The 18,295-nt window shown below is 69.8% G+C and carries 17 protein-coding genes; 10 read left to right on the top strand and 7 right to left on the bottom strand.

Going from position 1 to position 18,295, the window contains the following annotated elements:
* Positions 1-106: 106 nt before the first annotated feature.
* The 6 genes from AB0D59_RS50425 to AB0D59_RS50450 all read right to left on the bottom strand — a co-directional run bounded on the left by AB0D59_RS50425 (position 107) and on the right by AB0D59_RS50450 (position 5,201).
* On the bottom strand, positions 107-799 hold the full coding sequence (locus AB0D59_RS50425; RefSeq protein ID WP_362579737.1) for a phosphatase PAP2 family protein: 693 nt from the start codon (positions 797-799) through the stop codon (positions 107-109).
* Positions 800-992: 193 nt separating this feature from the next.
* Positions 993-2,012 (bottom strand): bifunctional lytic transglycosylase/C40 family peptidase, encoded by a 1,020-nt coding sequence (locus AB0D59_RS50430; protein WP_362579740.1) that lies wholly within the window; start codon positions 2,010-2,012, stop codon positions 993-995.
* A gap of 86 nt (positions 2,013-2,098) precedes the next feature.
* The gene (locus AB0D59_RS50435) at positions 2,099-2,869 is read right to left on the bottom strand and encodes a trypsin-like peptidase domain-containing protein (protein WP_362579743.1); all 771 of its coding nucleotides are present in this window, start codon (positions 2,867-2,869) and stop codon (positions 2,099-2,101) included.
* Positions 2,870-2,923: 54 nt separating this feature from the next.
* Complete coding sequence (locus AB0D59_RS50440; RefSeq protein WP_362579746.1) at positions 2,924-3,253, bottom strand: trypsin-like serine protease; 330 nt, start codon at positions 3,251-3,253, stop codon at positions 2,924-2,926.
* 124 nt (positions 3,254-3,377) lie between these two features.
* Complete coding sequence (locus AB0D59_RS50445; protein ID WP_362579749.1) at positions 3,378-4,139, bottom strand: SDR family oxidoreductase; 762 nt, start codon at positions 4,137-4,139, stop codon at positions 3,378-3,380.
* Positions 4,140-4,292: 153 nt separating this feature from the next.
* On the bottom strand, positions 4,293-5,201 hold the full coding sequence (locus tag AB0D59_RS50450) for an oxidoreductase (RefSeq protein WP_362579752.1): 909 nt from the start codon (positions 5,199-5,201) through the stop codon (positions 4,293-4,295).
* A gap of 108 nt (positions 5,202-5,309) precedes the next feature.
* On the opposite strand from AB0D59_RS50450, the gene AB0D59_RS50455 reads away from it, so the two are divergent.
* The 9 genes from AB0D59_RS50455 (at position 5,310) to AB0D59_RS50495 (ending at position 16,937) form a co-directional block, all read left to right on the top strand.
* Positions 5,310-5,927: a TetR/AcrR family transcriptional regulator gene (locus AB0D59_RS50455; protein WP_362579755.1), complete on the top strand. Its 618-nt coding sequence runs from the start codon at positions 5,310-5,312 to the stop codon at positions 5,925-5,927.
* Positions 5,928-6,339: 412 nt separating this feature from the next.
* On the top strand, positions 6,340-7,707 hold the full coding sequence (locus AB0D59_RS50460) for a S53 family peptidase (RefSeq protein ID WP_362579757.1): 1,368 nt from the start codon (positions 6,340-6,342) through the stop codon (positions 7,705-7,707).
* Positions 7,708-8,152: 445 nt separating this feature from the next.
* Positions 8,153-9,463 (top strand): S53 family peptidase, encoded by a 1,311-nt coding sequence (locus AB0D59_RS50465; protein WP_362579759.1) that lies wholly within the window; start codon positions 8,153-8,155, stop codon positions 9,461-9,463.
* 349 nt (positions 9,464-9,812) lie between these two features.
* A complete protein-coding gene (locus AB0D59_RS50470; protein ID WP_351328461.1) occupies positions 9,813-10,121 on the top strand; it encodes a hypothetical protein in 309 nt (102 codons plus the stop codon).
* Positions 10,122-10,262: 141 nt separating this feature from the next.
* Positions 10,263-11,102: a hypothetical protein gene (locus AB0D59_RS50475; protein ID WP_362579761.1), complete on the top strand. Its 840-nt coding sequence runs from the start codon at positions 10,263-10,265 to the stop codon at positions 11,100-11,102.
* Positions 11,092-12,429, top strand: a complete 1,338-nt coding sequence (locus AB0D59_RS50480) for a hypothetical protein (protein WP_362579764.1) — start codon at positions 11,092-11,094, stop codon at positions 12,427-12,429. Before AB0D59_RS50475 ends, AB0D59_RS50480 begins: the two co-directional genes overlap by 11 nt.
* Entirely contained in the window at positions 12,426-13,985 is a 1,560-nt protein-coding gene (locus AB0D59_RS50485; RefSeq protein WP_362579767.1) for an SCO6880 family protein, read from the top strand. Before AB0D59_RS50480 ends, AB0D59_RS50485 begins: the two co-directional genes overlap by 4 nt.
* A 14-nt stretch (positions 13,986-13,999) precedes the next feature.
* Complete coding sequence (locus AB0D59_RS50490) at positions 14,000-15,418, top strand: ATP-binding protein (protein WP_362579770.1); 1,419 nt, start codon at positions 14,000-14,002, stop codon at positions 15,416-15,418.
* A gap of 13 nt (positions 15,419-15,431) precedes the next feature.
* On the top strand, positions 15,432-16,937 hold the full coding sequence (locus AB0D59_RS50495) for a type IV secretory system conjugative DNA transfer family protein (protein ID WP_362579772.1): 1,506 nt from the start codon (positions 15,432-15,434) through the stop codon (positions 16,935-16,937).
* On the opposite strand, the gene AB0D59_RS50500 is transcribed toward AB0D59_RS50495, so the two are convergent.
* Complete coding sequence (locus AB0D59_RS50500; protein WP_362579778.1) at positions 16,934-17,503, bottom strand: GNAT family N-acetyltransferase; 570 nt, start codon at positions 17,501-17,503, stop codon at positions 16,934-16,936. The genes AB0D59_RS50495 and AB0D59_RS50500 overlap by 4 nt on opposite strands.
* A gap of 104 nt (positions 17,504-17,607) precedes the next feature.
* On the opposite strand from AB0D59_RS50500, the gene AB0D59_RS50505 reads away from it, so the two are divergent.
* The gene (locus AB0D59_RS50505; RefSeq protein WP_362579775.1) at positions 17,608-18,159 is read left to right on the top strand and encodes an isochorismatase family protein; all 552 of its coding nucleotides are present in this window, start codon (positions 17,608-17,610) and stop codon (positions 18,157-18,159) included.
* Positions 18,160-18,295: the final 136 nt, after the last annotated feature.

Genomic DNA, 18,295 nt, shown 5'->3' on the forward strand with positions numbered 1-18,295 from the left:
TGCGGGCAGTCGTGCCTCCCCCAGTGCCTCAAGGGCCTGGGAGGTGCCCCCAGGCACTGGGGGAGGCACGATTGCAAGCGCCGGTAAGCGCCCCCACCCCACCCGGCTACGCCGCCAGGTCTCGTTCCTCCGGGTCCATCGGCGTACGAGTTCCCGGTACCAACCCCACCGTCACGGATCGCCCCCGCACGATCCACCCCACCCTCGGCGACGACTCCACCGCCTTCATCACCGGCGTCAGCACAGCCGCGGCCAGCGGAGACAGCAGGAGCACGACCGCCGTGCCGAGGGCGAACCCCCCGACCACGTCCGTCGGGTAGTGCACGCCCATGTACACCCGGCAAAACCCCTCCACCAGCGCCAGCCCTATCCCCGCGAGCCCGAACCTCCGGTTCGCGACGAAGAGCCCGATCCCCAGGGCCATGGTGATCGTGGCGTGATCGCTCACGAACGAGTAGTCGGTCTTGCCGGAGACCAGGACGTCGAGCCCCTGGTGGGTGAGGAACGGCCGGGGCCGCTCGACGAACCCGCGGATGGGGATGTTCACGAGGACGGCGATCGCGGCGGCGAGCGGCGTCCACACCAGCGCGGCCGTCGTGGCCGCGGTGTCCTCGTCCCCCCGGCGCCGCACGGACCACCAGCACCACAGCACCAGCAGCACCATCGCGACCAGCAGGCCGTACTCCCCGACGAACTCCACGCCCCGGTCGAACCAGTGCGGTGCGTCCTTGGCCAGGCCGTTGATGTCGTAGAGCAGGTCGACGTCGGGGTTGGATCCGGATTCGGCGAGTACAGCCATCGTGCCTGCGGCCCCTTCGTCGTCGTCCCGGACGCACCTCGTGTGCGCCGCTCGCTGCCACCCCCGTGGTCGGCTACGTCAACAGGAACGCACGGTCCCCATCACTACGTTCCACCTTCCACCGAATGATCACGCAGACGTTATCGAAGAGAGACACAAAGCCCCAGCTCAGGGGGTGGGTTATACGCTCCGTTCACACCGAGGTGGGCAGCGCTTTCGCGCCATCCTCGGTGACCCGGGTGGCCCCGAAGTAGTCGGCGCTGTCGATGGGGTCGAACCGGATGACCGCCCCGGTGTAGGGCGCGTCGATCATGTACCCGCCACCGACATAGATCCCCACGTGGTGGATGGCGCGGGAGTTGGAGAGGTCGGTGGAGAAGAAGACCAGGTCCCCCGGGAGCAGTTCCTTGCGCGAGGGGTGCGGACCGGCGTTGTACTGATCGTTGGCGACGCGCGGCAGCGTGATCCCCACACTCGCGTACGCCGCCTTGGTCAGCCCCGAGCAGTCGAACCGGCCGCCGTCCTGAGCTGTGCCGTTGCCGCCCCAGCGGTAGGGGGTGCCGAGCTTCTTCTGGGCGTACTCGATGGCGCCGGCGGCCTGCCTGGTCGGGGAGAGCCGGCTGACGGGCGCGGCGAAGCTGTCCTCGAGAGTGGTGATCGTCCTGACGTAGTTCTGGGTCTCCTTGTACGGCGGTACACCCTTGTACTGGATGACCGCGTACGCGCCCGCGTTGTAGGCGGCGAGCATGTTCTCGGAGACGTTGCCGGGGACGTCCTTGACGTACGAGGCGAGCTGGCAGTCGTAGGAGGCGGCCGACGGAATCGCGTCATTCGGGTCCCAGACGTCGCGGTCGCCGTCGCCGTCGCCGTCGATGCCGTGGGTGGCCCAGGTCCCCGGGATGAACTGCGCTATCCCCTGCGCGGCCGCCGCGCTCTGCGCCTTCGGGTTGAACCCGCTCTCCTGGTAGAGCTGCGCGGCGAGCAGGGCGGGGTTGATGGCGGAGCAGAGGTTGCCCCACTTCTGCACGAGTGTGGAGTAGGCGGCCGGCACGGCCCCCTTGGCCAGCGCCCTGGTGGCACCGCCGGCACCGCCCAGCAGGTTCCCGGCGACGACGTACACCCCCACGACGAGCAGCATGACGAAGCTCAGCCCGAGCCCGACCGCCGCGCCGCCGACCACCCATACTTTCCGCACACCCCAACCCTCCCCCATGTCAGGGCTGTTCAACGCCATTTCGACCGAGAGTGGCGCTATTTCACAGCAGGACGGCGCACATGACGCCGTATCAGCCCGGCGCGTCAGTCCCCTACGGCGTCGTTGTACAGCTCGCCGGCCTCGCTCCCGAGCACGACACTGTAGGACGTGTCGGCGGTCGCCCCGCCCTGCTGGTGCCCGCCCAGCACCCCGACCACCTGATGGTCGCCGTTCACCCAGGGGCTCCCGCTGGTACCCCCCGTGAACTCGGGACAGTCGATCCGCTGCTGAGTGGCGCTGTGGGCGACGGGCTTGTTGGTACAACTGATGGGCACCTCACGGGAGTCGGGATACCCGGTGACGGTCACGGCGGTGGCCCCGGTGGCCATGCCGCTGACGAACCTATTGGCCCCGGTCACCTCCTCGACCCTCTTACCACCCAGCTCGTCCACGACGGCGAAGGCCACATCGCTGTCCTCGTCCTGCCCCTTCGCCCACCCGTCGGGCAGGTACCGCCTCCCCACCTTCCACACCCCGTACGGCGCCTGCCCGTCCCGGTACCCCGGCACGAAGACCAGCCCGGTGGTGTCGTCCCCGTCGACGCAGTGCGCGGCACTGACGATCAGGTCCCGCCGCGGGCTGTGCACGACGGAGGCGGTGCAGAAGTGGTGCCCGGCCAGGCTCCCGGCCGTGTCGGCGGTGAACAGCGCCCCGATCCTCGCGCTCTCCGCGGTCGGCCCGACCATCGCGGTCACCCCGAACGGCCCGGGCCCGTCATCGGCGGCCGCCACGGAGGCCGAGGTGGCGGCAAGCACGATCGCCGCGCCGAGCGCGACACGGCGCGAGACGGAAGGGATGCGTGAGGTGCGCTTCATCAGCCCCCACTGTGTCCCACAAAGGTGAGAAACGGCTCCCCGCTTCACTGAGATTTATCCGTGAACCGCGCTCACCGCACTCACCGACACTCGGCCCACAGCAGCTTCCCGCCCCTGGACGCGCCCGGCTCGCGCAGCACCGAGACGCCCCACGAGTCGGCACCCGCCTGACTTCATGACGGAAGCGGACAGAACCTGGAGTCCGTGGGCTGATCCGATCCGGTTCCGCAATGATGCGACGCGTACGTACACTCCGGCATCGCCGATAGGGCAACTCGGCCCCCAGCTCACCAGCCCCACCACCGCCGCACTGGCGCCGACGGCGAGGACCGGACTGCCCGAATCGCCCGTACAGGTGTTTCTTGTGGCGGCGGTATCCGGCACGGAGCTGGTATTCCGGATGCGGGGTCAGTCCGAGACCGCGTTGCATGTCCGAGCATGAGCGGCTCGCGAGTCTCACGGCGAAGGCGACTCCACGGCTGAGGAATGTGCCTCCGGCGCCCCCCGCTCAGAACGTCGTGGTCATCCCGCCGTCCACCGCGATGGTCTGGCCCGTGATGAAGGACGCCGCGTCGCTCGCCAGGAAGACGACGACGCCGGCGATCTCGGCCGGGCGGCCCCAGCGGCCCAGGGCCGTGCGGGTGCGCAGCCATCGCGCCCACTCCGGGTCCTGCGCGAGCTCCGCGTTGACGTCCGTCGCGAACGTGCCCGGAGCCACCGAGTTCACCGTCGTGCCGCTGGGTCCGAGGTCGGCCGCCAGGGCCCGGGTCAGACCGTCCAGGCCCGCCTTCGCCGTGGCGTAGGCGACGTCACCGGTGCGGCCCAACTGGCCGACGACCGACGAGACGTTGACGATGCGGCCCGGGGTGTCACGGGCCGCCAGGCCCCGGGCGACCGTCTGGCTCAGCGCGTACGCCGAGGTCAGGTGGACGTCGAGGAGCGCGGACAGCTCGTCCGGAGTCATCTCGTGGACCCCGCGCCGGTCGCGTTGGCCCACGTTGTTGACCAGGATGTCGATCGCACCGAGGCCGGTCACCGCAGCCTCGGCGGCCTCCCGGTCGGTCACGTCGAACGCCGCGCCCACCGCGTCGAGCCCCTCGTCGCGGAGCGCCCCGGCCGCCGCCTCCAGCGCCACCGGGTCACGGCCGTTGAGGATCACCCGCGCACCGGCGCCGGCCAGCCCCCAGGCCATCTCCAGGCCCAGTCCGCGCACGGAGCCGGTCACCAGGGCCGTACGGCCGCCGAGCGTGAAGTCCACGCCCCCGCTCATCCGGCCACCTCCCGGAGGACCGTCGTATCCGTCGTACCGGCTCACCGTATCCGGCGGGCGCGGACGGCCCGACGGGCGTCCGGGTACTGAGAGACGGCCCATGGACGGTGCACTGGACGGCGGTGTACCGGGGGTCGGTGTACCGGACGGCGGTCACACGGCCTCGGCCCCGAGCGGCCATGTCACCCCCGTCATCTCCTCCGACAGCGTCCACAGCCTGCGGGCCGCCACCGGGTCGCTCGCCGCCGCGCTACGGCCCGCCAGCGCCGGTGCGCCCCGCATCTCCCCGAAGCCGCTCGGGCCGACGTAGCTGGCGCCGGGCAGGTCCTGGGTCGCCGCGTACAGCGTGGGGAGCGTGCCCCCGCGGTCGCTCTGGGCGACGAGCAGGTTGCCGAGGCGCATGCCGAGCCGGGTGACCGGGTTGGCGGTGTGGCTCTGCAGGTTGGTGGCCGCGTAGCCGGGGTGGGCGGCCAGCGCGCGGACCGGGGAGCCGGCCTCCGTCAGACGACGCTGGAGCTCCAGGGTGAACAGGAGGTTCGCCAGCTTGGACTGGGCGTAGGCGCGGCTCGGGTTGTAGGTGCCGCGCAGGTTGACGTCGTCGAAGTGGATCACGCCGTCGCCGCTGCGGTGCAGTCCGGAGGAGACCGTCACCACCCGGTCCTCGAGGTACGGCAGCAGCAGGTTCGTCAGCGCGAAGTGGCCCAGGTGGTTCGTGCCGAACTGCATCTCGAAGCCGTCCTTGGTGGACTGCTCCGGGAGCATCATCACGCCCGCGTTGTTGATCAGGAGGTGCAGCGGCCGGTCCCAGCCCGCCGCGAACTCCCGTACCGAGGCCAGGTCCGCCAGGTCCAGGCGGCGCACCTCCGTGCTGCCGTTCACCCGCGCGGCGGCCGCGCGCCCGCGCTCGGGGTCCCGTACCGCGAACACCACATGCGCGCCGGACCGGGCCAGCGCGTCCGCGGCGGTGAAGCCGATGCCGCTGTTGGCACCGGTGACCACGGCCGTACGGCCGGAGAGGTCGGGGAGATGGGACGCGTTCCATGTGCCAGTTTTCTCAGCCATGCCCGCCAATGTAGGCGTCGCCAACAATGCTGTCAATGACAACAAAGATGGCAACGTCAACAAGGCTGACGGTGACAATAAAGATGGCACCGCCAACATCGGGTTACGATGACACCCATGCCGCAAAGTCGCCCCTACCACCACGGAGACCTGCGCGCCGCCCTGCTCGCCAGCGCCGAACGCACCCTGCGCGAGAAGGGTGCCGCCGCACTGTCCCTGCGCGAACTGGCCCGCGACATCGGGGTGAGCCACGCCGCCCCCGGCCGGCACTTCAAGGACAAGCAGGCCCTGCTGGACGCGCTCGCACTCAGCGGGTACGACCGTCTGCAGCACACCCTGGAGGCGGCCGACGACCCGGCCGCCTCCCTCGAACCGCGGGTCAGCGCCCTGGCCCGGGCCTATCTCACCTTCGCGGTGGACCACCCCGAGCTGCTGGAGCTGATGTTCGCGCGCAAGCACGACCCGGAGAGCTCCGTGCAGACCGCCGAGGTGATCGACGTGTCCCTGGGGTCCTTCACCAGGCTGATCGCGGACGCGCAGGCCCGGGGCGAGATCGTCGAGGGCGATCCGGAGCGGCTCACCCTCGTCGCGGCCGCGAGCATCCACGGCCTCGCCGCCCTCATCGCCGGCTGCGCCCTGCCGGCCCAGGAGGCCCTGGCCGGACTCGACGAACATGTCCACCTCGTACTGCACGGCCTGAAGCCCCGACAGGACCGGAAGACCTGACGAGACCGGCCGACCTGACAGGACCGGAAGGCCAGACAGGACCGGAAGACCTGGCCGGACCGGCAGGCCCGACAGACGCGACAGACGCGACAGGCCGGCCGGGCCCGCAACGGTGGGAAAAAGCCCGGAAAACCACTCTTCGGCCATGCCCTCAATGCCCCGTCAACGCGCATTGAGTCCCTGCCGCGAGCGCGCCCCAGGTCAACCGGAGCCCAACTTCCGGCCATCCGCGGCCCAATGATCAGTAACCCCGGGCCGCCCTTCAGTAACGCGGAAGTCAGGATTCCGAAACCCACCTTGTTGTCGCGTACCCAACAACGCGATGGTCGTCGCGGGCCGCCGCCCCCACCGGCAACCACACCGGTGGCCCCCACTCGCAGGCCTCTCTCCCCCTCTTCCAGGAGGCTGTACGTTGCGTACGACCACCCCCACCACCCCCCACATACGCGGCAGATGGCGCCGCGTCGGCTCGGCAGCCGCGGCCACCGCCGCCCTGCTCGTCGCCGGGCTCGGCACCGCGGCGCACGCCACCGCGGCCACCGCCACCACGGCCCACAAGGTCAGCACCAAGGCCATCGCCGCCCAGGTCGCCAAGGCCCATGTCCAGTACGAGAAGGCCGGCTGCGGCGCCACCCCGAAGAAGGGCTTCGCCGCGTGCGACGCCCTGCGGGTCACCGGCGGCACCACCGCCTTCATGGAGAAGCAGGCCGCGCTCAAGGGCGTGACACCGAAGACCGTCAAGCCGGACGCCGCGTCCGACTCCCCCACCGGATACGGCCCTTCGGACCTCCAGTCGGCCTACGGCCTGACCTCCGCCGCCGCCTCGAACGGCTCGGGCGAGACCGTCGCGATCGTCGACGCGTACGACGACCCGAACGCCGAGGCGGACCTGGCGACCTACCGTTCGTACTACGGCCTCTCCGCCTGCACCACGGCCAACGGCTGCTTCAAGAAGGTCAGCCAGACGGGCTCCACGACCTCGCTCCCCACCGCCGACAGCGGCTGGGCCGGTGAGGAGTCCCTCGACCTCGACATGGTCAGCGCGACCTGCCCGAACTGCAACATCCTGCTCGTCGAGGCCAAGTCCGCCTCCGACGCCAACCTGGGCACCGCGGTGAACGAGGCCGTCAAGCTGGGCGCCAAGTTCGTCTCCAACAGCTACGGCGGCGCCGAGTCGTCGTCGGACACGTCGTACGACACCTCGTACTACAAGCACGCGGGCGTGGCCATCACCGCGAGCGCCGGCGACGAGGGCTACGGCGCCGAGTACCCGGCCGGCTCCCGCTACGTGACCGCCGTCGGCGGCACCGCCCTCAAGACCTCCTCCACCAGCCGCGGCTGGACCGAGAGCGTCTGGAAGACCAGCTCCACCGAGGGCACCGGCTCCGGCTGCTCCGCCTACGACGCCAAGCCCACCTGGCAGACCGACACCGGCTGCACCAAGCGCATGATCGCCGACGTCTCCGCGGTCGCCGACCCGGCCACCGGCGTCTCCGTCTACGACTCCTACGGCGCCGACGGCACCGGCTGGAACACCTACGGCGGCACCAGCGCCTCCTCGCCGATCATCGCCTCGGTCTACGCCCTGGCCGGCACCCCGGGCAGCAGCGACTACCCGGCCCAGTACCCGTACGCGGCGGCGGGCACCTCCGCCCTGAACGACGTGACGAGCGGCACCAACGGCTCGTGCTCCACGTCGTACTTCTGCACCGCCACGTCGGGCTACGACGGCCCGACCGGCTGGGGCACTCCGGAAGGGACCGACGCCTTCACCGGCTAGGCCCCGGCAAGACCTCCCCGTCGGGTCACGGGGAGCCGCCACCGTGAGGGGGACGTGGGGTCCCCTCGGCGGCGCAGAAAGGGAAACGGGTCACGGCAGCCGGCCGTGACCCGTTTTTCACGTCCCTGAACACCTTGGCGCCTCCCTTGAAGTGCCTGTGAGTTGAGTCAAGTGCCCGTCACCCGCAAGACAACGAGCGGCCATCGACGGGTCACGCGAACGCCCCGTTCGGCAATGCGGAAGTCATGATTCCTGTAGCCCCTTGTTGTCGCGTACTCAACAAAGGATTCTCTTCGCGGGCCGCCGCCCGACCGCCGGGGAACCCGTACCGACGGTCTTTCGCACCACCACGCAACAGGTCGCACCACCACGCAAGAGGTCTCACCAGATCGCACCCGCACCGCCCCTGTTCCAACCCCGTACCGGAACTCAGGAGGCTGCACGCATGCGTTCCACTCCCCCCAACAGACCCTCCATACGCGGTAGCTGGCGCCGCATCGGCACAGCGGCGGCGGCCACGGCCGCACTGCTGCTCACCGGATTCGGCACCGCCGTCCAGGCCGACGCGGCATCTTCCGTCTCCTCCGCCAAGGTGACCTACACCGCGACCCCCTGTGCCACCCCCAAGCACACGGGTGAACTCGCCTGCAACTCCTACCGCGTCACCGGCGGCCTCACCGCCGCCCAGAAGCAGCAGGCCGCGAAGACCGGCATCACCCCCAAGGCCGCCGACGCGACCACCCCCTCCGGCTACAGCCCGACCAACCTCCGGGCGGCCTACGGCCTGACCTCCGCCGCCGCCTCCAACGGCTCGGGCGAGACCATCGCGATCGTCGACGCGTACAACGACCCCAACGCCGAGACCGACCTGGCGACCTACCGCTCGTACTACGGCCTCTCCGCCTGCACCACGGCCAACGGCTGCTTCAAGAAGGTCAGCCAGACCGGCTCGACGACCTCCCTGCCCTCGTCCGACGCCGGCTGGTCCGAGGAGATCTCCCTCGACCTCGACATGGCCTCCGCGATCTGCCCGAACTGCAAGATCCTGCTCGTCGAGGCGACCAGCGCCACCATGGCCAACCTGGGCACCGCGGTGAACGAGGCGGTCACCCTGGGCGCCAAGTTCGTCTCCAACAGCTACGGCGGCAGCGAGTCCTCGTCCGACACCTCGTACGACTCCTCGTACTTCAACCACACCGGTGTCGCCATCACCGTCTCCGCCGGTGACAGCGGCTACGGCGCCGAGTACCCGGCCGCCTCCAAGTACGTCACCTCGGTCGGCGGCACCAAGCTCGCCACCTCCTCCACCACCCGCGGCTGGACCGAGACCGTGTGGAAGACGTCGAGCACCGAGGGCACCGGCTCCGGCTGCTCCTCCTACGACGCCAAGCCCACCTGGCAGACCGACACCACCTGCACCAAGCGCATGATCTCCGACGTCTCCGCGGTCGCCGACCCGGCCACCGGCGTCTCCGTCTACGACTCCTACGGCGTCACCGCCGGCTGGTACACCTTCGGCGGCACCAGCGTCTCCGCGCCGATCATCGCCGGCGTCTACGCCCTGGCCGGCACCCCGTCCAGCGGCTCCTACCCGGCCAAGTTCCCGTACAGCTACGCCGGCACCTCGTACCTCAACGACGTGACCAGCGGCAACAACGGCACCTGCACCACCTCGTACTACTGCACCGCCACGACCGGCTACGACGGTCCGACCGGCTGGGGCACCCCGGAGGGCGTCACGGCCTTCGCGGGCTGACACGACCTCAGAAAGCCAGTGGGCCCCGGCCGGTGCCGGGGCCCACTGGCCATTTCCCCATGACTACCGTGAGAACATCGTCTCGACCCCTCACCCGACCGGCCGCCATCAAACGTGCCAGGTCATAGAGGGGGTCAACGACGGAACCACACGACAGGTTCCGCTCAGGCCTCATTGCCCGGCGTGACCTGCCGTGATACACAGAGTGACCGTACGAGCCTTTCGTACGAAACCCGCCAATCGATGACGTCAAGTCGACATACTCCGGCGACGTTTTCGGCGAGAATGATGCGTGACCTCTGCACCCGGCAGGGGCGAACGGAACTACCCACCAGGGGCGGTGACTTACGTGTTCTATGCGGCCGACAAGGGAGACATCAACACCATCATCGGCGGGATCGCTCCGGACTGGGGCCCCTTCGGCAGCCTGGGCAACGAGGCGAAGACGATGATCCAGGTGGTCATGGCCGTCGCCATCCTGCTCTGCCTCGGCATCGCCGTCTGGGGCGCCGCCAAACAGCGCATCGGCGCCACGGCCCTCCGTGACACCTTCAGTGCCGAACAGGGCAAGGGCCTCATCATCGCCGGACTGACCGGAGTCTTCATCATCGGCTCACTCGGCACCCTGTTCACGATCGTGTACGGCATGGCCGTCTAGCCAATCTGCACCTCCCTTTCCCCCGCTCCGAGGTTGCGTTTCCCTGATGTCGAGTCACCACACCGCGCCCGCGCGGGAACCAGCACGGCTACCGTCGTACTGCTACGCGTTCCGGTACGACGTGGAGGGGGAGTACGCGGCATGAGCCTCGGAGACGAGCCCGGCTACTCGGATACGGGCCACACCCGCACCCGCCTGCCCGAGAGCGACCCGTACGGCGGCGCCTCGCGCCGCGGCGGCCGCTCCTCCTCCAGAAGCCTGGTCACCGTCGTCGGCGTGGTCGTCCTCCTCATCGCAGCCATCGCCTTCGCGAACAGGGGCGGGGGCGACGACTCGCCGTCCGCCACGGGCAACGGAAGCGGCAACGGCAACGGGGGCCAGCCGAAAACCTCGTCAACGGCGGCGAGCGGCACGAAGCCCGTGGAGACGAAGAGCAGCGAGGGAATCCCGAGCGGGTTCGCGCACACTTCACAGGGGGCGCAGAGTGCGGCGGCGAACTACGCGACGGTGCTCGGCTCCGACAGTATGTTCAACACGACCGAGCGGCATGCAATCGTGCAGAACATCGCCGATCCCGCCACGATGAACAGCCTTCAATCCGGCTTCGACTCCGACTACTCGGCCGATTTCCTGAAGAAGGTCGGCCTCAACACTGACGGATCCGCCCCCGCGGGCAGCACATTCGTCGACCGCACGCTGCCGGTCGGCACCAAGGTGACGTCGTACGGCGACAGCGCGGCCACCGTCGAGGTCTGGTGCAACGGCCTGTTCGGCATCGCAGGTACCACCTCGACCACCCCCGTGACCAACAACTGGTTCACCGTCACCATGAAACTCAGCTGGAGCGGCGGTGACTGGAAGGTCCTGGAGTCCAGCCAGAAGACCGGCCCGACTCCAGTCACCGGCGACAACCCCGTGTCCGGGTCCGACGAGATCAGCAAGGCGGTCCAGGAGTTCGGAGGGTTCACTTATGCCCGCTAGCCAGCACCGTGCACTCAAACTGACCGGCCTGGTGGCCTCCGTACAGGCCTCCGCCATCATCCTGGCCACTCGCGCCTTCGCGGATCCCTCCACGAGTCCCTCGCCCACGACCAGCAGCGACTCCTGTGGACTGATCGCCGGCCCCGCCAAGAAGTACTGCGAGAACGACAGCGGCACCAGTGGAAGCGGCGGTACCACCGACCCCCTCACCTCCACCCTCGACCCCCTCTCCTCGCTCGCGCAGGGCTGTGCGAAGGCCGCCTCCTGGACCGTCGACAAGCTCAGCGACGCCGTGAAGGAGACCGCGAACGTCGACTTCACCAACGAGAAGTTCCTCCAGCAGTACGCCGTCGTCTTCGCCGCGTCGACGATCCTCACCCTCCTCCTGTGGCTGCTGGCCGTGGCCAAGCGGGCCGTGCGCGGGGTCCCCCTCAGCACCGCCATCTCCGAAGCCATCGGCTTCCTCTGGCTGACGGTGCTGGCGTCCGCCTTCACGCCCCTCATCCTCTACACCGTCGTGTCGGCCACCGACGGCGTCACCGACGTCCTCGCCAAGACCACCGGCAACCAGACGGACACGTTCTTCGGCACCTTCTCCGGCGCCCTCAGCAAGGGCGACGACATCGGCGGCGGCCCGATCATGCTGATCGTCGTCTCCCTGGTCAGCATCCTCGCCGCCGGCGTGCTGTGGCTGGAGCTCGTCATCCGGGCCGCCCTGCTCTACGTCGGCGCCCTCCTCGGCACCGTCGTCTACGCCGGCCTCGTCGACAAGAACCTGTGGGGCCACGTCCGCCGCTGGGCCGGCATCATGATCGCCGTCATCCTCGTCAAGCCGGTCATCGTGATAGTGCTCGGCCTCGCCGGCGCCCTGTCCTCCGACGGCGGCCCCGACGCCTTCTCCGCCGTCGTCTCCGGCCTCGCCATCATCCTGCTCGCCATCTTCGCCAGCGCGATGATCTACCGCTTCGTCCCCGGCTTCGGCGACGAGATCGCGGCCGGCCGCAACAACCGCATCATGCAGGGCGCCGAAGGCAAGGCCGCCGCCGTCATCAGCAGCCCCGCCAACCTGGTCGCCCAGGGCATCAGGACGCACAGCGCCCGCGCCGACAACAACGGCGGCGGCGGAGGCCAGGCTCCCGCCTCCTCCGGTGCCCGCCCGTCCAACCCGGCCTCGGGCGGCGTAGCCGCGCACAGCACGCGCACCCCGAGCGGTGGTGGCGGCGGATCTGTCCCCTCCGCCGCACCCGCGCCCCGCGCGCCCAGCCCGGCGAACACTCCGCACGCCAGCAACACCCGCAACAACAGCTCGGGAGGTGAAGGGCGTTGACGACCGAGTCCCATCTGTCCCATCCGGTCACGCCCCGCCGTACGTATCTGATCGGCCGCGCCCGGCCGAACGCGATCGTCGGCCGGAACCGTGAATCCGGCGAGATCGTGCTGATCATCGCGGGCGCGTTCCTCGGCATGATGTGCGGGCTCCTCGTCCCGGTCCTCTCCCTGCGGATCGTGCTCCTCATGGGCTTCCCGCTGCTCGCGCTGGCGGCGGTCTACGTGCCGTACAAGCGCCGCACGTTCTACAAGTGGTTCGAGATCAACCGCAGTTTCAAGCGCACCCTGCGCCAGGGCACGGTCTACCGTTCCACGGCCGCCGAGGCCGGCACCCGGATCGACGGCCGCGAGGTCGAGGTCGGCCCCCCGCCCGGGATCGGCCGGATCAGCTGGCTCGCCGCCCCGTTCGGTCCGGACGAGATCGCCGTACTCCTGCACGCCGACCGCAAGACCGTCACCGCCGCCATCGAGATCGAGGGGCCCGGCGTCGGCCTGCGCGACTCCGAGGACCAGGAAGCCCTGGTCGACCGCTTCGGCACCCTCCTCAAGCACGTGGCCAACGGCGACGGCTTCGTCACCCGCCTCCAGATGCTCGCCCGCACCCTCCCCGCCGACCCCGACGCCCACGCCAAGGACGTCGCCCAGCGCGGCGACGAGAAGGCCCCGGGCTGGCTGTCGCAGTCGTACGACCAGCTGCAGTCCATGGTCTCCACCAGCAGCGAGCAGCACCGCGCCTACCTCGTCGCCTGCATGCACTACTCCCGCGAACTGGCCGCCGAGGCCCAGGCGATGGCCCGCGCGGCCCGCCCCCAGGGCGGCCGCAAGCTGGACCGCGACGCCGGTCTCGCGGTCGTCATGGCCCGCGAGCTCACCGACATCTGCTCCCGCCTCCAGGAGGCGGACATCCGCGTCCGCCAGCCCCTCGGCCAGGGCCGTCTCTCCTCCCTCATCCACTCCATGTACGACCCGGACCACCCCATCGACCACATCCAGGCGATGACCCAGCGCAACGCCTGGCCAGCCGAACTGGACGCCATGGAGCCGACGTTCCTCCAGGCGAAGACCCGCGAGTCGAGCACCCGCGCGCCCTGGTGCCACGCCACGGCCTGGGTGAAGGAGTGGCCGATGACCCCGGTCGGCGTCAACTTCCTCGCTCCGCTCCTCGTCCACACCCCCGACGTCATCCGCACGGTGGCGGTCACCATGGACCTCGAACCCACCGAGGTCGCCATCGAGCGCATGCTCACGGAGAAGACCAACGACGAGGCGGAGGCGTCCCGCGCCGCCAAGATGAACCGGACCGTCGACCCCCGCGACATCGCCGCCCACAACCGCCTCGACCAGCGCGGCGAGGACCTGGCCAGCGGCGCGGCCGGCGTCAACCTGGTCGGCTACATCACCGTCTCCTCCCGTAACCCGGAGGCCCTCAACCGCGACAAGCGCACGATAAGGGCGTCCGCCGGAAAGTCGTACCTCAAACTGGAGTGGTGCGACCGTGAGCACCACCGCGCCTTCGTGAACACACTTCCCTTCGCCACCGGAATCCGAAGGTAGAGGCTGATGCGCTGATGAGGGACCCGCTGTCCGTCCTCACCGAAGCCTTCACGTCCTTCCTGTTCGGGAAGGTCGAGACGACCCGCTCCCCGGTCCGCACCTCCACCGGCCAGGCCCAGGCGGTCTACCTCCCCACGGCCGCCCCCGGCCTGGGCGACTCGGGCGTGATCATCGGCCGCGAGGTGTACTCCGGAAAGGGCTACATCTACGACCCGTTCCAGCTCTACGGCCAGCAGCTCCCGGCCCCGCACTGGCTGGTCCTCGGCGAGTCCGGCAACGGCAAGTCGGCCCTGGAGAAGACCTACGTCCTACGGCAGCTGCGGTTCCGCGACCGCCAGGTCGTCGTCCTGGACGCCCAGGGCGAGGACGGCGTCGGCGAGTGGAACCTCATCGCGGAAGAGCTGGGGATAACACCCATCCGGCTCGACCCGACGGCGGCCCTGAACCACGGCATCCGCCTGAACCCCCTGGACCCGTCGATCACGACGACGGGCCAGCTGGCGCTGCTCCGCACCATCATCGAAGTGGCGATGGGCCACGGCCTCGACGAACGCGCGGGCTTCGCCCTGAAGGTCGCCCACTCCTATGTCAACGAGACGATCCTGGACCGCCAGCCGGTCCTGATGGACATCGTCGAGCAGCTACGGCACCCCGAGCCGGAGTCCGCGGAGTCGATGAACGTCGCCATAGACGACGTACGCGCCTGGGGCCTGGACGTGGCCCTGGTCCTGGACCGCCTGGTCGACGGTGACCTGAGGGGCATGTTCGACGGCCCGACCACGGTCGGCATCGACCTCGACGCCCCCCTCATCGTCTTCGACCTCTCCCACATCGACCGCAACTCCATCGCCATGCCCATCCTGATGGCGATCGTCGGCGTGTGGCTGGAGCACACCTGGATCCGCCCCGACCGCAAGAAGCGCATCTTCCTGGTCGAGGAAGCCTGGCACATCATCAACAGCCCCTTCGTCGCCCAGCTCTTCCAGCGCCTGCTCAAGTTCGGCCGCCGGCTCGGCCTCTCCTTCGTCGCGGTCGTCCACCACCTCTCCGACGTCGTCGACGGCGCGGCGGCGAAGGAGGCGGCGGCGATCCTGAAGATGGCGTCGACACGGACGATCTACGCCCAGAAAGCGGACGAGGCGCGCGCCACCGGCCGGGTGCTGGGCCTCCCACGCTGGGCGGTGGAAATCATCCCCACCCTCACCCCCGGCATCGCCGTCTGGGACGTCAACGGCAACGTCCAGGTGGTCAAACACCTGATCACCGAGACGGAACGTCCGCTCGTCTTCACGGACCGCGCGATGACCGAGTCGTCCGCCGACCAGCTCGCCGCCGCCGACGACGCCCTGCGCGCCGCCGAGCTGGAGGCGGAGCAGCGGGCGGCGGCCTTCGTCGAACAGCACCTCGGCGACTCGGAATCGACGGTGGCGTAGGGAGGACCCGATCGTGAGACCGGACCCCCGGCAGGAGCGCGAACAGCAGAGCGGCGGCGGCATCCCCGACGGCCTGCTGATCGGCATACTCGCGTTCCTGCTCGGCATCACGGTAATGGTGTGGACGGCGACCGGCCTGGCGTCCTGGTTCGCCCACGGAGCCTGGCCGTCGACCGTCGACCTGTCCCACACACCGCTCGCGATGCGCCACCTCATCGGCGAACCGCACGACATCACAGGCGCCTGGCCGGACACACCGGCGGCCCAGCTGTCGGGATGGGGCCTGTTCTGGGGCCTGTTCATCGGCCAGCTGATGATCCTGCTGGTCCTGACGGTCTTCGTGATGGGGACGGTGGCGAGATGGCGCGCGGGGAGAAGAAGACGGACGGCGGAGAAGCGCGGGGCTACGGCGACGCCGGTCCCGGAACCCCGCACAGAACCGGAACCGAGGCAGACGCCGACCGCCCTTGAGACGACCGTCGCCGCGCCGACGGTCCCGGAAGCGGGAGTCGAACACGCAGCTGGTGACCACACCGGCGCGCCCCCCGACGGCTTCTACGCCCACCCCTCCGCCAACGGTGAACGGATCGTCGGGTGGGCGAAAATCCACGTCGCACCCAGGGACACCCGCCACACCACCGCAACCCAGGCCATCCGCGACGCGGCCGGCCCCGCCCTCACCGTCACCTCGAACCCCGCCCTCTGGTCCGACACCAAGGACGCCCGGGCCAAACTCGGCCCGGTCCTCCTCTACGACCCGAACCACCTCTGCGACACCCCGGCCCGCTTCCACTGGTCCCCCACGGCCGGCTGCGAGGACAAGCAGACCGCGGTCCTGCGCGCCCAGGCACTCCTCATCCCCGTGAAGCCCACCGCCAAGATCGACCAGGCGGTCACCGACACGGCCGAAACGCTCCTGCGCAGCTACCTGCACGCCGCCGCCCTGGAGAACCGCACGATCCGCCACGTCCACCGCTGGGCGCAGGGCACCGGCGTCCAGGACGCCGTACGAACCCTCCGCACCCACCCGAAGGCGGCCCCAGGCGCGGCCGGCGAACTCGAGGCCGCCCTCACGTCCCACCCCGAACGCCGGGACATCGCCCAGGAGTTGACGGCCAGGGCGCTCGCCGCCCTCTTCACGGTCAACATCCGCGAGGCCTGCACACCCAACCGATCCGATGCCCTCGTCCTGGATTCCTTCGTGGCCGAAGGGGGCACGCTTTATGTGGTCGGTGAATCCATCGAGGACCCCAGGACCAACCCCGGCGCGATGCCCCTCCTGACGGCCCTCGTCTCCAGCGTGGTCGAGCGCGGCCGGCGCATGGCCGAACGGTCATCCTCCGGTCGGCTCGACCCACCACTGACCCTGGTCCTGGACGACGTCGCGGCCGTGGCCCCGCTCCCCCAGCTCCCCGACCTGCTCGCCACCGGCGCCGACCAGGGCCTGCCGACCCTCGCCCTGCTCCGCTCCCACGAACAGGCCCGCTCCCGCTGGCCCCACCGGGAACTGCCCGTCTAGGCGCGTGCCCGGGACGGCCACTCCAGAACGAACTCCAGCTCGTTCTCCGCCTCGTCCTTGACGAACGGCACGAGTACACCGCTCGGCACGAACCCCGCCTTGCGGTACGCCCCCTGGGCCCGCGCGTTCCCCTCGTGCACCAGCAGCCGCACCCGCTCGGCACCCTGTTCCCGCGCCCACGCCACACCGGCGTCGAACAGCGCCTTGATCAGCCCGCCCCCACGGTGCTCGGGCCGCACGAACACCCCGACCAGATGCCCCTGCCGCCGCTCGACCGGAACTCCGGCCCAGTCCGTCGACCCGGCCTCCTCGACGAGCACGGTCACGCTCCCGGCCCATTCGCCGTCCGCCGCCTCGGCGATGAACTGCCGCGCACCGCTCGGCTCCTGGGCCGACCGGGCGGCCCGTTCCTGATAGAAGGAGTCCGGCCGGCCAAGGGCGTCCTCATAGCTCTCCAGGAACGCGATATCGGCCACCGGGTCCCGCAACGCGACGAGCCGCAACCGCTTCACGGCCTGCCACTCCTCGGCCCGTATCGCACGAACAATGTAATCACCGCTGGTCATCGCACTCATACGGCCACGGTAGCCGCCGTCGACGGCCGCGCTCACCTCGTTTTACGACGCTCACACAAGGCCCGTTGTCAGTGCCCCCGCCTACTGTGGACGCCATGACGACTCTGCCGAACCGCCCGAACACCGCCCTGCTGATCGTGGATGTGCAGAACGGGGTGGTGGACAGCTCCCACAACCGCGACGAGGTCATCGCCAACATCAACACCCTGCTCACCAAGGCCCGTTCCGAGGCGGTCCCGGTGATCTGGGTCCAGCACGCCAGCGACGAGCTGAAGCCGGACAGTGCCGCTTGGCAGTACGTCCCGGAGCTCACCCGCGAGGAAGCCACCGAGTCCCTCATCCACAAGCGCTACGGTGACTCCTTCGAGGACACCGAGCTGGAGTCCGTCCTGGCCGAACACGGCGTGGGCCGCGTGGTCGTCACCGGCGCCCAGACCGACGCCTGTATCCGCTCCACCCTGCACGGAGCGATGGTCCGCGGTTACGACGCGACCCTGGTCGGCGACGCCCACACCACGGAGGACCTCACCGCGTACGGCGCGCCGGCCCCGGACCAGGTCATCTCGCACACGAACCTCTACTGGCAGTGGCAGGAGGCCCCCGGCCGAAAGGGCGGCACGGTCGACACTGCGGACGTGACGTTCTAGCCGGACAACACCCGTAAATGCAGAAAGGCCCACGCCGTCATGGCGTGGGCCTTTCCTAAAATTTGTTCGGCGGTGTCCTACTCTCCCACAGGGTCCCCCCTGCAGTACCATCGGCGCTGTAAGGCTTAGCTTCCGG

The sequence above is a fragment of the Streptomyces sp. NPDC048417 genome, from assembly GCF_040651615.1.
Lineage (GTDB): Bacteria > Actinomycetota > Actinomycetes > Streptomycetales > Streptomycetaceae > Streptomyces.